Source organism: Aquimarina algiphila (assembly GCF_007489275.1).
In the GTDB taxonomy this organism is placed as follows: Bacteria; Bacteroidota; Bacteroidia; order Flavobacteriales; family Flavobacteriaceae; genus Aquimarina; species Aquimarina algiphila.
Genome location: NZ_VLNR01000005.1, coordinates 100193 through 114765 on the forward strand (window position 1 = coordinate 100193; position 14573 = coordinate 114765).

Below are 14573 nucleotides of genomic sequence, written 5' to 3' on the forward strand. Positions count from 1 at the left end.
TTCTAAAAATTGTATGGAAATCTCACTCCAAAAAGACTTTTTAGAAAAATTGGCACATACCAAAATGCCATTCGGAAAATATAAAGACAGATATCTTATAGATCTTCCAGAATACTACGTCGTGTGGTATCATAATAAAGGATTCCCAAAAGGAGTTTTAGGACAGCAACTACAAACTGTCTATGAATTAAAATTAAACGGCTTGGAATATTTAATTAGAAATATAAAAAATATGTAATCACATATTTGTAAATAGATAGTTTGAAAGTTTATTCCTCCCCCCTAAGATTATTTACATTTCGTTGAGTAAGGTTTTATTTTTTAAATAAAGACTTGTAAGTGCACAATTCTTATATGTTCTGTTTATACAGTGTTTAACACAAAAAACGTTGATGTTAAATTCATAGCAGAAGGTATTCAGTTTATTTTGAATTGAGTATGTTTAATGATAATTTAATACTCTAGAGTTTTTTCTAGGAGTATAAAACACTCTTTTTTTTGTTCTAATCATTTTTGTAAATAATGAAAAACATAAAATACACACTTATCATTGTTTTAGCCATATTAGGCATATTGCAGTCAAATTCACAAGAATTAGGAGAAGGACCTTTTTCTCAATTAATTATTAGAGGTGCCACATTAATTAATGGCAATGGAGCTCCTCCTAGAGGTCCTGTAGATATTGTAGTTGAAAAAAATATAATAAAGGATATTGTAGTAGTGGGATATCCTGGTGTAGAAATTAATTCCTCTAAACGACCAGTATTAAAAACTGGAGGCAAAGAACTTAATGCAGAAGGGATGTATGTTTTGCCCGGATTTGTGGATATGCATGGGCATATTGGTGGTAAAGCGCAAGGGGCAGATTCTGATTATGTTTTTAAATTATGGATGGCACATGGTATCACTACAGTGAGAGAACCCAGCGGAAGAGGAGTAGATTGGACAATGAAGCTGAAAAAATCAAGTGATAAAAATGAGATTGTTGCACCTCGAATTTTTGCATATACTGGATTTGGGCAAGGTAGTAAATTGCCTGTAAGTACTCCGGAGATGGCAAGAGATTGGGTTCGGGAAAATGCAAAAAAAGGAGCTGATGGGATAAAGCTTTTTGGAGCCGCTCCAGAAATCATGAAGGCTGCTTTGGACGAAAATAAAAAACTAGGATTACGTTCTGCTTGTCATCACGCCCAAACTGATGTCGCTAGATGGAATGTTTTACATTCTGCAAGAGCTGGACTTACTTCTATGGAACATTGGTACGGGTTGCCAGAGGCATTGTTTGATGATAGAACGATTCAGGATTATCCACTCGATTATAATTATCAAAATGAACAACATCGATTTGAAGAAGCAGGAAAATTGTGGAAACAAGCTGCAAAACCTTATTCTGATCATTGGAATAAAGTGATGAACGAACTTATAGAGCTAGATTTTACCTTAGACCCTACTTTTAATATTTATGAGGCTAGTAGAGATTTGCAAAGAGCACGCAGAGCAGAGTGGCATGAAACATATACATTACCTTCTCTTTGGCGATTTTATCAACCAAGTAAAATTTCTCATGGATCATATTGGCATGATTGGGGAACAGAACAAGAAGTCGTCTGGAAAGAAAATTATAAATTATGGATGACTTTTGTTAATGAATATAAAAATAGGGGAGGACGTGTAACGGTTGGGTCAGATTCAGGGTTTATATTTCAACTTTATGGCTTTGCATATATTAGAGAGTTAGAGTTGTTTAGAGAGGCTGGTTTTCATCCCTTAGAAATAATTAGAGCCGCAACGTTAAATGGCGCTGAAGCACTTGGTGTATCTGATAAAATTGGATCTGTAGAAGTAGGGAAATTTGCTGATTTTGTAGTGCTGGATGAAAACCCTTTAAAAAACCTTAAAGTTTTATACGGAACAGGAGCGATTCGATTAACAAAGGATAATGAGGTTATAAGAGCGGGAGGAGTAAGGTATACAATCAAAGATGGAGTTATATATAATGCCAAAGAATTGCTGGCAGATGTAAAGAAAATGGTTGATCGAGCAAAAAAGGAAGAGGGCTTTACGATTACTCAACCTGGTGTAAAAGAATGAAATTTATGTTTTTTAGAAAAAAAAGCGCCTGATATCAAATCAGACGCTTTTGTGTATATTAAAACTTTTAAGCTATGATGCTGTTTCAGTAACCTTAGAAAATATATCTGCATCTACTTGGTTTTTTATGAGATCATCAAAGGTTTCACGCTTACGAATCAAGTGAGCTTCTCCTTCATGCCATAATATTTCTGCTGGACGATAACGAGAATTGTAATTACTAGCCATAGAAAAACAATAAGCACCTGCATTTTTAAACGCAATAGTATCTCCTTCATTAATTTCTGAAATTCTCCTGTTCGTGGCAAAAGTATCTGTTTCACATATATATCCTACAATAGAATAAAAACGTTCTTTTCCTTCGGGGTTAGAGATGTTGATAATCTCATGATGAGAATTGTAAAACATAGGACGTATCAAATGATTAAAGCCGCTATCAATTCCAGCAAAAACAGTTGAAGTTGTTTGTTTCACTACATTTACTTTAGCTAAAAAATATCCAGCCTCGCTAACTAAGAATTTTCCGGGTTCGAAACCTAGAATAAGCTCTTTTCCATATTCTTTGCAAAAGGCATTAAAACGTTTAGTGAGTTTCTCTCCGAATTCTTCAATATCAGTTTCGATATCTCCTAACTTGTATGGCACTTTAAAGCCGCTACCAAAATCGATAAAATCAAGATCCTTGAAGTTTTTGGCAGTTTCAAATAATATTTCGCTGGCATATAAAAAGACTTCGATATCAAGGATGTCACTTCCTGTATGCATATGAATACCATTGATATTCATACCTGTATTTTCTACGATTCTAAGGATATGCGGAATTTGATGTATTGAGATACCAAATTTACTATCAATATGACCTACAGAAATTTTGCTATTTCCACCAGCCAATACATGTGGGTTAATTCTAATACAAACAGGTACATCAGGATGTTTGGTTCCAAATTGTTCCAATATAGAAAGGTTGTCGATATTGATCTGAACACCAAGAGCAGAAACTTGTTCTATTTCTTCTAGCGAAACACCATTTGGAGTAAAAATAATATTACTAGCTTTTACCCCAGCTTTTAATCCTAAATTCACTTCCTGAATAGAAACCGTGTCTAGCCCTGCGCCTAATGAATTCATTAGCTTCAGAATAGTCATATTAGACAGTGCTTTTACCGCATAATTCAGTTTTACCCGTTTGACCTTTTTAAATGCATTAGAAAGACGGTTGTACTGTGAAATAATTTTTGAAGAGTCGTATACATAAACTGGACTCCCAAATTCTTTTGCAATTGCTAATAAATTTTCATTTTCCATCGTGTCACAAATTTAAGCCTACGAAATTATCAATAAATTTAGAGATAATGTCGTCTAATAAAGAAAAAATCTACCAATGTAGTAGATTTAGAGATTTTTAACGAGTGTTTAAGGGGCTTGTGCCTCGTTAATTAGTACTTTTATTAAAAAAATATGATACCTCTTTTTCCATTACAGACCGTTGTTTATCCTGGAGAGCGTTTGCCTTTACATATTTTTGAAAAAAGGTATCAACAATTAATACAAGATTGTGAGGAAGAAGGAATTTCTTTTGGTATACCAACATATATTGATGATAAATTAGAGTATGGAACCGAAGTAAGACTTCAAAAAGTTGCTCAAAAATACCCAGAAGGAGAGAGTGATGTAATTTGTATTGGAACAAGGATCTTTAAGATAAAAAATTTTTATCAACAGTTTCCGGGTAAACTTTATGCTGGAGGTGAGGTCGAATTTCTAAAAGATAACGATAGTAGTCCAGAAGAACTTCAGGAAGAATTGCTTAAAAATATAGCTATCTTGTATGTAGAGTTAACTATAGAGAATCCACCGGTATTTGATATTCCCTTTGTAAGCTACCAAGTTGCGCATAAAGTTGGTTTGGCATTACACCAAGAATATCATCTGTTAAAACTTCGTACTGAATTTGAAAGGCTTAATTATCTTATTGGCCATCTTAAAATAACAATTCCCGTGGTGCGCGAGATGAATAGAGCAAAAGAAGTTATCAAAATGAATGGTCATTTTAAGAATTTTGATCCCCTAGATTTTGAGGATTTTGAGTTGTGAAAAATGAGTATTTTCTGAGTCATTTTATGAATTAATTTAAGCTAACTTTTTTTACCGTAAAAGATTGGCACAGTAACTTCACTTTTCCTATTTTTGAAACTCCTAAAAAAGGCAAAAAAATAATAGTATGAACTTACACGAATATCAGGGTAAAGAGATATTAAACAGCTTTGGCGTACGTATTCAACGCGGTATTGTTGCGCAAAATGCAAATGAAGCTGTTGCTGCAGCAAAACAATTAACTGCTGAAACCGGAATAGGATGGCATGTAATCAAAGCACAAGTTCACGCTGGTGGGCGTGGAAAAGGTGGAGGTGTTAAGCTTGCTAAAAACCTTAAGGAAGTAGAAGAAATAGCGGGTCAGATCATAGGAATGAACCTGATTACTCCTCAAACTTCGGCAGAAGGTAAAAAAGTACACCAAGTATTGGTGGCCGAAGATGTATATTATCCTGGAGATAGTGAACCAGATGAATTTTATATGTCTGTATTATTAAATCGTACTACTGGTCGTAATATGATTATGTATTCTACAGAAGGAGGAATGGATATTGAAACCGTTGCAGAAGAAACTCCCCATCTTATTTTTACAGAGGAAGTAGATCCAGCTGTTGGATTGTTACCTTTCCAGGCAAGAAGAGTTGCATTCAATTTAGGTTTAAGCGGAGGAGGGTTTAAAGAGATGACTAAATTTGTAATGGCTTTATATACAGCTTACGTTAAATCTGATGCATCATTGTTTGAGATTAATCCTGTTCTTAAAACTAGCGATGATAAAATCATGGCTGTAGATGCTAAAGTGACAATAGATGATAATGCACTATACCGTCATAAGAACTATGTAGATATGAGGGATATACGAGAAGAAAATCCTATTGAAGTTGAAGCAAATGAGGTAGGTCTTAATTATGTTGACCTTGATGGTAATGTTGGGTGTATGGTTAATGGTGCAGGTCTAGCAATGGCTACCATGGATTTAATCAAGCAAGCAGGTGGTGAACCAGCTAACTTTCTTGATGTTGGTGGTACGGCAGATGCTAAGCGTGTAGAAGAGGCATTTAGAATTATCTTAAAAGATGATAATGTAAAAGCAATTTTGATTAATATTTTCGGTGGTATTGTTCGTTGTGACCGAGTTGCACAAGGTGTTGTAGATGCTTATAAGAATATGGGTGATGCAATTAAAGTGCCGATTATTGTTCGTTTACAAGGTACAAATGCAGATATCGCAAAAGAACTTATTGATAACAGTGGGCTAGATGTGCAAAGTGCTGTACAGTTTCAAGAGGCTGCTGATAAAGTACAAGCAGTGTTAGCATAACAACTAATAATCTTATGTATATTAGAAGCGATCTGTTTAAGGTCGCTTTTTTTTGCATAAAAAATAAATGAAATAATGAATAAAGTTGAAGAGATAGTACATAGATTAGAGATGAATTCTCATCCAGAAGGTGGGTATTATAAAGAGACTTACCGAAGTGAAAGTATGATTCCTCAACATGTTTTAGGAGAAGGATTTACCGGAGCTCGTAATTATAGTACAGCTATTTATTTCTTACTTACATCTAATAATTTTTCAGCATTTCACAGGATTAAACAAGATGAAATATGGCATTATTATGAAGGGTCTTCGTTGTATGTTCATGTCATTGACCCTAATGGTAAATATAAAAGGTATAGTGTTGGGATAAATCTAGATCAAGAAGAACTACCTCAATTAGTAGTTCCTGCCGGCTGTTGGTTTGCTTCTAGTGTAAAAAATAAAGATAGTTACTCTTTGGTAGGGTGTACCGTAGCTCCTGGATTTGATTTTAGTGATTTTGAGTTAGCAGAAAGAAGTGCTTTAATTAAAGAATATCCAAAATATAAAGAAATAATCACTCAGTTTACAAGATAAAAAAATACCTGATTAGTAAATCAGGTATTTTTTTGGAGTTTAATTCCTTGCCCGTTTAGGATAAGGAGGTCTTTTTCGTTCCTTTATTGGATTATTTTGAAGCTCCTTTAGGATAATTTCGATTGCTTTTTCTAATTGAGGATCTTTACCTTCTATTACCTCAGACGGGAGTTGTTCTACTTCTATATCTGGTGCGACACCAACATTTTCAACAATAAACCCATCTTCGGTCCAGATAGCTACATTAGGGGCAGTAACACTGGCACCATCAATAAATTCAGGAAAACCTAATACTCCAACTAAGCCTCCCCATGTTCTTTTGCCAACTAAAGTTCCAACTTTAAATTTTCTAAACATCCAGGGTAACATATCACCTCCAGATCCTGCAGTCTCATCAATAAGCATCACTTTTGGCCCCTGGATCGAAGCACTTGGAGTTTTTAGATCTCTACCATATCTGAAATTCCAATGTGATTGATAAGGGTTTAGTAAAAGGTTAATATAGTAATCAGCTATTTGCCCACCGCCATTAAATCGTTCATCGATAATAATTGCTTTTTTATTGGCTTGAGGATAGAAATATCTTTTAAAATATTCATGACCTGCTGTAGTGGTGTTAGGTACATATACATAGGCAACTTGCCCGTTTGTCGCTTTGTTTACTTTTTTTAGGTTTCCTTCTATCCAATCACGATTTCGTAATGAATATTCACTAGTTACAGGTGTTACTTTTATGATTCTTGAACTAGTATAGTCTGGATTAGGTCCAACGGTTAATTCTGTTATTTTGTTGGCAGTATTTTCAAAAAGGCTAAAGATATTTTGGCTACTATTCAGATCTTTTCCATTTATCGCCAATAAGTAATCACCTTCATTAACATCGATACCGGGTTCTGTTAAAGGAGATCTTAATTCTGGATTCCAGTTAAGTCCTCCAAATATCTTTTTAAATTGATATCTACTATTTGAGATTATGAAATCAGCTCCCAAAAGTCCACCAGGTATACGTTTAGAGGTATTCAATTGTTCCCCGCTTCCCTGAAGTCTATGATGCCCAACCGACAATTCGCTGCACATCCATTGTATGGTTCTGTTTAGGTCATTTCTACAAGATAAGTGCGGTAAAAATTGAGCATATTTCTCTTTCATAGCTTCCCAATCAGAACCATGCATCCCAGGATCATAGAAATAATCCCTATTAATTCTCCATGCTTCATTAAAAATATTTGTCCATTCTTGTGAAGGATTGATTTTTACTTGAATATCTCTAGTTTTTAATACATTATCTCCATTTTTTGGTTTTTTACCTATTTCTGTAATTCCCCACGTATTCTTTTTATTGTACAACATTTTCTTACCATCAGAAGAAATCACGTAAGTGTCTAATTCCATAATCTCAGTGTCTTTACGTTCTTTTAGGTCGTACTGATGAAGTGTTGGAGATTCGTTATTATTATTTGTGCTACCGGATATATATAATATTTTATTTTCTTCACCAGAGCTTAAATCATAATACAATCCTTCTTTTATGGGTAAATCAATAATCCTGTTTTGTATTCCATTAAGATCAATCTGTATCGGTTTAGAAGTATCTTCTTTTTTAGAATCTTTATTGTCTTTAGATTCTTCTTTACTATTTTCTTCTTTATGCTCTTCTTCATCGCTTTCTTTTACAAAAGGTGAAATTGTACCTTTCTGCAGTGTTACCAGGTATATAGAATTTGTAAGCGACATGTCTTGATTAGATAGGTCAAACCAATTTACCAGAGGTCCTGCATCCGTCGAAGCAGTAAAATATATGTATTTTCCACTAGCGTCAAAAACGGGGTCACTTACGTTACTTAAACCATCAGATATAGAGTAAGACTTTGAGTCTTTAACGTTATACAAGAATATTTGTTCAAAATTGCTTTCTATGATTTTTGAGTATAAAATCCAATTAGAGTCTGAAGACCAATCTCCAAATAAGTTCCTAAAAGGTCCTGGATAATAATATTCATCGCTATTTATTTTGGTGATTTTTTTCGAAGTAATATCCAAGATATATAGATTTCTTCCATTATCAGAAAAGCTAATCTTTTTACCATCGGGAGACCAGTTTGTATAGGCATAAAACCCTGTTCCTGAAACTTTAAATTTTTTGGTTTTACCCTTGCCATCTTGTGATTTGATATGAAGTTCATATTCTCCAGAAACATCAGAGAAATAAGCAATTTGTTTTCCGTTGGGTGACCATGCCGGATACTTTTCATGACTCCCTGGACTTAGCGTTAAATTTCTAGGATCACCTTTATCTTTAGGGACAGTTATGATTTCACCTCGATAATCAAAAACTGCTCTTTTTCCGGAAGGGGATATATTTGCGGAACGAATGTGTCGATCGCCTTTAACGTACCGCTCTCGTAGTTCTAATAAGTCTGTGCCGATGCCTATCTTTAATTTGGTAGTGTTTTTTTGTGTGATGTTATATATATGAAGATACCCAGCTTGTTCCAAAATAATTTTGTTCTCGTTAAGAGCTGCGTTTGTGATAGGGAAATCATTATATTGAGTAAGTTGGTTTATTTCGTTTGAAGAAGTATTGTAGGAGAATAAATTAAACTCTCCATTTCTATCACTTAAGAAAAAAACTTCATTTCCTTTCCACATAGGCTGTACATCGTTACTTCCTCCATTTGGTTGAGGAATTTTAACGATAGATTTATCTTTAAAAGAAAATAACCAAATATTTGCGGTTGTTCCTCCTCTGTAATTTTTCCATTGATGAAAACGTTCTCGAATAGGGGTGTAGGCCATATAATTTCCATCAGGAGAGTAAGTCGCATGCCAGGCATTAGGTATTTCTAGCTCAGTTGGATATCCTCCGTTAATAGAAATTTGATATAGTTTTGAATACCTGTTGGTGTGAATTGCTCTTTGTGAATTAAATAATACAGATTTGCCATCAGGAGAAAAATTAAGAGTATTATCTCGTCCAGGATGCCAGGTAAGTCGTTTAGGTATTCCGCCATTAACAGGAATTATAAATACATCAACATTACCATCATACTCCGCACTAAAAGCAATATGCCTACCGTCTGGGGAGAAAACCGGATTGGATTCAATACCCTTGTCTATGGTAAGTCTTCTTGGTTGAGTGCCATCGAGATTGGCAACCCATAAATCTTCTGCATAAATAAATGCAATATTTGATTTGCCAATTGTAGGTTGATGCATCATTCTGGTATCAGTAGGATCGATAGAAAATGATTGTAGTGGGATAAAAACTAAAGTAAATAATACTATGAGCTTAGAGAGTGCGAAATTAAACTTCTTCATTATTGATATAAATATTTGTAATCTTGGTGTGATATAAGCTAGGTGAAAATACAGTTTTCTCAATGGTGTTTTGTTAATCATTTTTTAAATTATCAATTATCATTTTTTTAAAGCTTAATAGAAAGGTGATATCATAAAAAAAGTACAGAAGAACGAAGGTTTTTGATTTTGTTTTTTCCTAACTAGTATTTGTTAGTTTGTTAACATTTGTTAAATGTAAGGTTATGGTGTAACAAACTTATGGTTCTCGTTGTCTTATAGGTATAAATCAATAAAAAACGAATAAATCATGAAAAAATTAAATGTAGTGCTTTTGGCCATTGCATTTGCAATAACAAGTGTTGCAAGTGCCAATACAAACCCAACAACTAAAGCACAAAATGTTATTAACAAAAAAGTAAAAACATTATTAAAGAAGCCTTCTTTTAAAATAGCAAAAGAATTGACAGCTTATGTAACCATCACTATAAATGATGAAGGAGAAATGGTAGTATTATCTGTTGATACAGAGAGCGAAGAATTAGAAAGCTTTATCAAGCACCGTATAAATTACAAAAAAGTAGGAGCGCAGGTGTATGCTGATACTAAGTTATTCAAATTACCAGTTCGTTTGGTGGAAGAATCTGTCTCGTTTGATGGAGGAATATTGTTATAAAACATTAGGAAAAATTGTTAAAATCCCGGGATTCATCAACCGGGATTTTTTTGTTTAGATACTTTACTAAAAGTAAAACTTATTTGATTTATGGATTTCTATTTGCCAATTATATAGTTGATACTTACTGTAGCTAACTCAGAATTTGGAAATTTAGAGAAATATTTTGAATCACTTTGCAGACCAACTTCTTCAATTATCTTTAGAAAGGAATCAATTTCCAAAATATATTGATCAGAAAAACCATGAGTTGCATCATATGCGGTAGCCGCAGTTTTACCAAGACTTTGAGAGGTTAGGTTTGGTGCTATGGTATGCAGTTCAATAACAATTAAACCAAATTTGGTAATATAGGGTTCCCATTTCTGAAAATGGTCTTTTAAATTACGTTCTACATCATTATTATGTAATCGTTTTCCGCGATAGCTAAAAGCTCCCGTAGATTGACTAGGTGCGTCAAGTTGAGATACTGGTTCACTCCAAATTCTATTATGATCAAGAAATGTTCTCACAGACAATAGATCCTTTAATTCTATAGTGTAATTTTCTTTTAGGTCTTTTTGAAGTAATTCGGGATCACTAATATCTCCCCAAATAACTTTTGCCCATATGTCTGCCTGAATTAGATTTGCTCTGGTAACTTTTAAGGCTGCTTTATTATAATCTGCACCAACAAGAAACAAAGGATAGTCATCGAGGTGTTTTCCTCGTAATGTTTTTGAAGCTATTACTTCAAAAAGATGAATTAAAAATGCTCCGTTACCACAGCCCATATCCAAAATCCCTTTTGGTTGTTCATTCAAAGGTTTATTAAATAAACTAATGATAATTTCGTCAATTTTTTTAAAGTAAGTAGTGTGTGCACCCCCGCTTCCCCAAACATTCATTTCACGATCTACATGAGTTTCGGTGTCTTTTTCAGAGTTCCATAGTGCATTAGGGTCTCCAAATAGTAAAGAGTCCATTTGTCTAAACATAGGAATATAAGAAACGGTAACTCCATATGCAGAAGCTCTTTTGGCAAAAAACAACCCTTTGTTAGTAAACGTATAATTAGTACCTGACTTACTAAACCAGCCCAGATGGCTCAAAAATGTAAGAATGGTATCGAAGCTTTCTGGAAATTTATGATATTCATCAGCACTAAAGGAGGCTTCCATGAAGTATTTGTGAAACATACCTCCCATGCCTAAATGTACTGTGGTAGGTCCTACTAAAATCCCTTCAATATGTTTAAGAATTTGATCCTGAATTAGAGTAGTTGTTATATCCTCTGAAGGTAAGAGGTCAAAACGATTTGTATATTTTTTAAATAACTGTTCAAGTTTTTGAAATGGATCCATTTCGAATTTTCGAGGATGAAATTTACCCGAATATTCCAGTAGATTTACAACATCTTTATAAATATGAAAATGATCAAAGGCTGATTTAGAGATAGAATTGGTCTGTATTATTATTTCATCATTATCTATATTATATTCTAACCAGCCCTGGGCACTCAATATACGTAGTGCTACATTAAGGTATCCTTCATTAGCTTTTTTTGCTTCAGAAATTTGTGAAATAGATGTTTTCTTATTCTCCAGAAGATAATCTGTAATGTTGTTTTTATGTAAAGAATATGCGACCGGAGCAACCGCAATTCCATCTAAATGACGAAAAAGTTCTTCTCTATATACTTGTTTTTCTTCGATAGATAGCATAGATACTTAATTTGACGGTTGTAAGTTTGTTAACTTCAACCAAATTAAGCATTTATTTTGAAGTGCAATATCCTATTTTGGATTCTTATTGTCTGGAGAGGTTTTCTTTTTTTCAGGCATTGGACCCCTTAGGTGAATAATTAGTCCATTTAAAAAGTTGCGAAGAATTTGATCTCCGCATTCCATGTATTTTGGGTGATTTTCATTTCTAAAGATTGCACCTAATTCACTTTTAGTTACCTTGAAATCAACTAATGCACAAACTTTTACAATATCATCATCACGCAATTTGTGTGCGACTCTAAGTTTCTTAAAAATGTCATTATTTGTTAAACCCATAAGGCAAAGGTATATTTTATAATTGAATTGATATAAGATATGCGAAAGGATTATTTGATGAAGCATGTAATTAGTTGAAATTTATTATTTTCGACAAAAAGTAAAAGGAATATATGTACAGTAAAGAAGAAAAATTGAGTTTACTTTCAGAAATGGTAGAATTTGCAAAAGTAGACAAGGAGCTTAAAGAACAAGAGTATAATTTTATTTTGGCAGTAGCAGCACAACTTCAAATTACAAAAGAAGAGATAGATGCTTTGGTAGAAAAAGAAGCTGAAAAAAAGAGTTTGCAACCAGAATCTCAGAGAATTCTTCAATTTCATAGATTAATTTTGTTAATGAATGTAGATCAAGAGACCTCTCAGGTAGAAATTCATAAAATCAAAGAAATAGGATTGCATATGGGGTTAAGGACAGAGGCTATTGATACAGTTCTTGAGAAAATGCATGATTATCCAAATAAAGTGATTCCTCCAAAAGAATTAATTACAATTTTTACCAGATTCTATAATTAGAACATATTAAAAACACCATGCTTATATGATTAAGTGTGATTTTGTTTGAAAAATTTATAGTGAATACAATATTTAACCTACAAAATTCCCTTTGTGGGTTTTTGTTTTTATGAGGTTTTGTCATTCTAATAGTAAATAAATTTGACAAAATGTCATCTATCGACGGTGTATTTATGACATAATGTCGCAAAAATACTAATGGAACTTTAATTGCTATATACTCATTGAAATTATGATTTAAAATAATCTTTAAAATAAAATATAATGAGTTTACTTAAAAAAACAGACAGATTACCTTTCCTTTTTGATGATTTTTTAGCTACCGATTGGTTCGGAGGAACAGCTAATATTGGTAAAATAGCAAATAATACTCCTGCAGTAAATGTAAAAGAAACAGATGAAGATTTTTATGTTGAGCTTGCTGCTCCAGGTCTATCAAAAGAAGATTTCAATATCGAATTGGATAACGACATGCTTACAATCTCTTCAGAAACAAAGTCAGAAAAAGAGACTTCAGAAAATAAAGGTAAATACACGCGAAAAGAGTTTAGTTATAGCACATTCAAAAGATCATTTAGCTTACCTGATACAGTAGAAGGTACAGGAATAGAAGCTTCGTATGAAAATGGAGTACTGTTGGTAACGATACCAAAAAAAGAAGAAGCAAAGATACAACCTAAGAGGTTGATAGAGATTTCATAAAGTGATTTGATTTGAGATTTTATTTAGTTAGTTAATGTTGTAAAAACGCCTTTTGTAAAAAAGGCGTTTTTGCTTTTTATGGTTTCATGTCTACCATAGAAAAGATTTTTTTGAAATTTGAATTATTTTTTGTATTATTATGATATCAAAATGATATTATTATGAAATATGAAAACAAAATGAAACCAAATAATGGTTATATAGTATTAGGAGTATTGGTATTGGTGATCATTTCAATGCTATTAGGGATTATTTTCACAGAGAACCCTTTAATTCTTGCCTTATTAGTTGTAATAGTTTTTATCATTAAGGGCTTTTTTATTGTTAATCCAAATAGTTCTAAAGTTATGGTGCTTTTTGGAGCATATAAAGGAACAGTAAAGGATAATGGCTTCTTTTGGACTAACCCTTTTTATTCGAGGCAACGAATTTCTTTGCGAGCCAGAAACTTCTATAGTGAACGGGTAAAAGTGAATGATAAAATTGGGAATCCAATCTTGATTAATGTAATTTTGGTGTGGAAAGTAGAGGATACTTATAAAGCAGCCTTTGATGTTGATCAATATGAAGAGTTTGTGAGAGTACAAACAGATGCGGCAGTTAGAAAACTTGCGGGTTCCTATCCTTATGATAATTTTGCCGATGGACAACATGAGGTAACATTGTTATCAGGGATGGATGAAGTAAATGAAGCTTTGGAGAATGAAATTACAGAACGTTTGGCTATTGCTGGAATACATGTCATGGAAGCTAGAATAGGGTATCTTGCCTATGCTCCAGAAATTGCAAGTTCTATGTTAAAGAGGCAACAAGCAGTTGCTATAGTTGCAGCGCGTAAAAAGATAGTAGAAGGAGCAGTGGGTATGGTAGAGGATGCGTTATCTAAGTTGTCAAACGATAACATTATTGATTTTGATGAAGATAAAAAGGCATCTATGGTAAGTAATCTTATGGTTGTTTTATGTGGAGATAAAGAAGCGACTCCTGTAATTAATACCGGTACACTTCATTCATAATATATGAGTAAGAAAAAATCATTTGTTCTTAGAATAGACCCTGAAACTTTTAAGTTAATAGAGAAATGGGCAGATGATGAGTTTCGTAGTGTTAATGGTCAATTAGAATGGATGATACATAAAAGCCTTAAAGATGCTAAACGATTAAAAACCAAAAATAAAGATAATTCAGAAGAGAAATAATACTATGTTCCTTGGTATAATAGTATAAAACACCCTTTTGTAAAAAGGGTGTTTTTATTT

At 33.3% G+C, this 14573-nt stretch carries 14 protein-coding genes; 10 read left to right on the forward strand and 4 right to left on the reverse strand.

Annotated features, from left to right (window positions below):
* The first annotated feature begins 13 nt into the window (after positions 1-13).
* Both FOF46_RS03740 and FOF46_RS03745 read left to right on the forward strand, forming a co-directional pair.
* The gene (locus FOF46_RS03740; protein WP_109437126.1) at positions 14-238 is read left to right on the forward strand and encodes a DUF3820 family protein; all 225 of its coding nucleotides are present in this window, start codon (positions 14-16) and stop codon (positions 236-238) included.
* Between the two features lie 284 nt (positions 239-522).
* Complete coding sequence (locus FOF46_RS03745; protein ID WP_143915504.1) at positions 523-2091, forward strand: amidohydrolase family protein; 1569 nt, start codon at positions 523-525, stop codon at positions 2089-2091.
* A gap of 72 nt (positions 2092-2163) precedes the next feature.
* On the opposite strand, the gene lysA is transcribed toward FOF46_RS03745, so the two are convergent.
* Positions 2164-3396 (reverse strand): diaminopimelate decarboxylase, encoded by a 1233-nt coding sequence (lysA, locus tag FOF46_RS03750; protein WP_143915505.1) that lies wholly within the window; start codon positions 3394-3396, stop codon positions 2164-2166.
* A 153-nt stretch (positions 3397-3549) separates the two neighbouring features.
* Between lysA and FOF46_RS03755 the strand changes: the two genes are divergently transcribed.
* The 3 genes from FOF46_RS03755 to FOF46_RS03765 all read left to right on the forward strand — a co-directional run bounded on the left by FOF46_RS03755 (position 3550) and on the right by FOF46_RS03765 (position 6082).
* The gene (locus FOF46_RS03755; protein ID WP_109437123.1) at positions 3550-4185 is read left to right on the forward strand and encodes an LON peptidase substrate-binding domain-containing protein; all 636 of its coding nucleotides are present in this window, start codon (positions 3550-3552) and stop codon (positions 4183-4185) included.
* Between the two features lie 127 nt (positions 4186-4312).
* Positions 4313-5506, forward strand: a complete 1194-nt coding sequence (sucC, locus tag FOF46_RS03760; RefSeq protein ID WP_143915506.1) for an ADP-forming succinate--CoA ligase subunit beta — start codon at positions 4313-4315, stop codon at positions 5504-5506.
* A 75-nt stretch (positions 5507-5581) separates the two neighbouring features.
* Positions 5582-6082 carry a cupin domain-containing protein gene (locus tag FOF46_RS03765; RefSeq protein WP_143915507.1) on the forward strand — a complete coding sequence of 167 codons (501 nt, stop codon included), beginning with the start codon at positions 5582-5584 and terminating at the stop codon, positions 6080-6082.
* A gap of 39 nt (positions 6083-6121) precedes the next feature.
* On the opposite strand, the gene FOF46_RS03770 is transcribed toward FOF46_RS03765, so the two are convergent.
* Positions 6122-9400 carry a S41 family peptidase gene (locus FOF46_RS03770; protein ID WP_143915508.1) on the reverse strand — a complete coding sequence of 1093 codons (3279 nt, stop codon included), beginning with the start codon at positions 9398-9400 and terminating at the stop codon, positions 6122-6124.
* Between the two features lie 289 nt (positions 9401-9689).
* On the opposite strand from FOF46_RS03770, the gene FOF46_RS03775 reads away from it, so the two are divergent.
* Positions 9690-10055, forward strand: a complete 366-nt coding sequence (locus FOF46_RS03775; protein ID WP_109437119.1) for a hypothetical protein — start codon at positions 9690-9692, stop codon at positions 10053-10055.
* Between the two features lie 98 nt (positions 10056-10153).
* Here FOF46_RS03775 and FOF46_RS03780 read toward each other — a convergent pair whose 3' ends face one another.
* Both FOF46_RS03780 and FOF46_RS03785 read right to left on the reverse strand, forming a co-directional pair.
* Positions 10154-11758, reverse strand: coding sequence for a class I SAM-dependent methyltransferase (locus FOF46_RS03780; protein WP_143915509.1), 1605 nt, complete (start codon positions 11756-11758; stop codon positions 10154-10156).
* Positions 11759-11830: 72 nt separating this feature from the next.
* Complete coding sequence (locus FOF46_RS03785) at positions 11831-12097, reverse strand: DUF1456 family protein (protein WP_143915510.1); 267 nt, start codon at positions 12095-12097, stop codon at positions 11831-11833.
* Between the two features lie 113 nt (positions 12098-12210).
* Here FOF46_RS03785 and FOF46_RS03790 point away from each other — a divergent pair, with 113 nt between their 5' ends.
* From FOF46_RS03790 to FOF46_RS03805, 4 genes are all read left to right on the forward strand, one after another.
* A complete protein-coding gene (locus FOF46_RS03790) occupies positions 12211-12612 on the forward strand; it encodes a hypothetical protein (RefSeq protein ID WP_109437116.1) in 402 nt (133 codons plus the stop codon).
* Between the two features lie 264 nt (positions 12613-12876).
* Entirely contained in the window at positions 12877-13314 is a 438-nt protein-coding gene (locus tag FOF46_RS03795) for an Hsp20/alpha crystallin family protein (RefSeq protein WP_143915511.1), read from the forward strand.
* Positions 13315-13475: 161 nt separating this feature from the next.
* On the forward strand, positions 13476-14330 hold the full coding sequence (locus FOF46_RS03800) for an SPFH domain-containing protein (protein ID WP_109437114.1): 855 nt from the start codon (positions 13476-13478) through the stop codon (positions 14328-14330).
* A 3-nt stretch (positions 14331-14333) separates the two neighbouring features.
* Positions 14334-14513 carry a type II toxin-antitoxin system antitoxin gene (locus FOF46_RS03805; RefSeq protein ID WP_109437113.1) on the forward strand — a complete coding sequence of 60 codons (180 nt, stop codon included), beginning with the start codon at positions 14334-14336 and terminating at the stop codon, positions 14511-14513.
* Positions 14514-14573 lie beyond the last annotated feature (60 nt).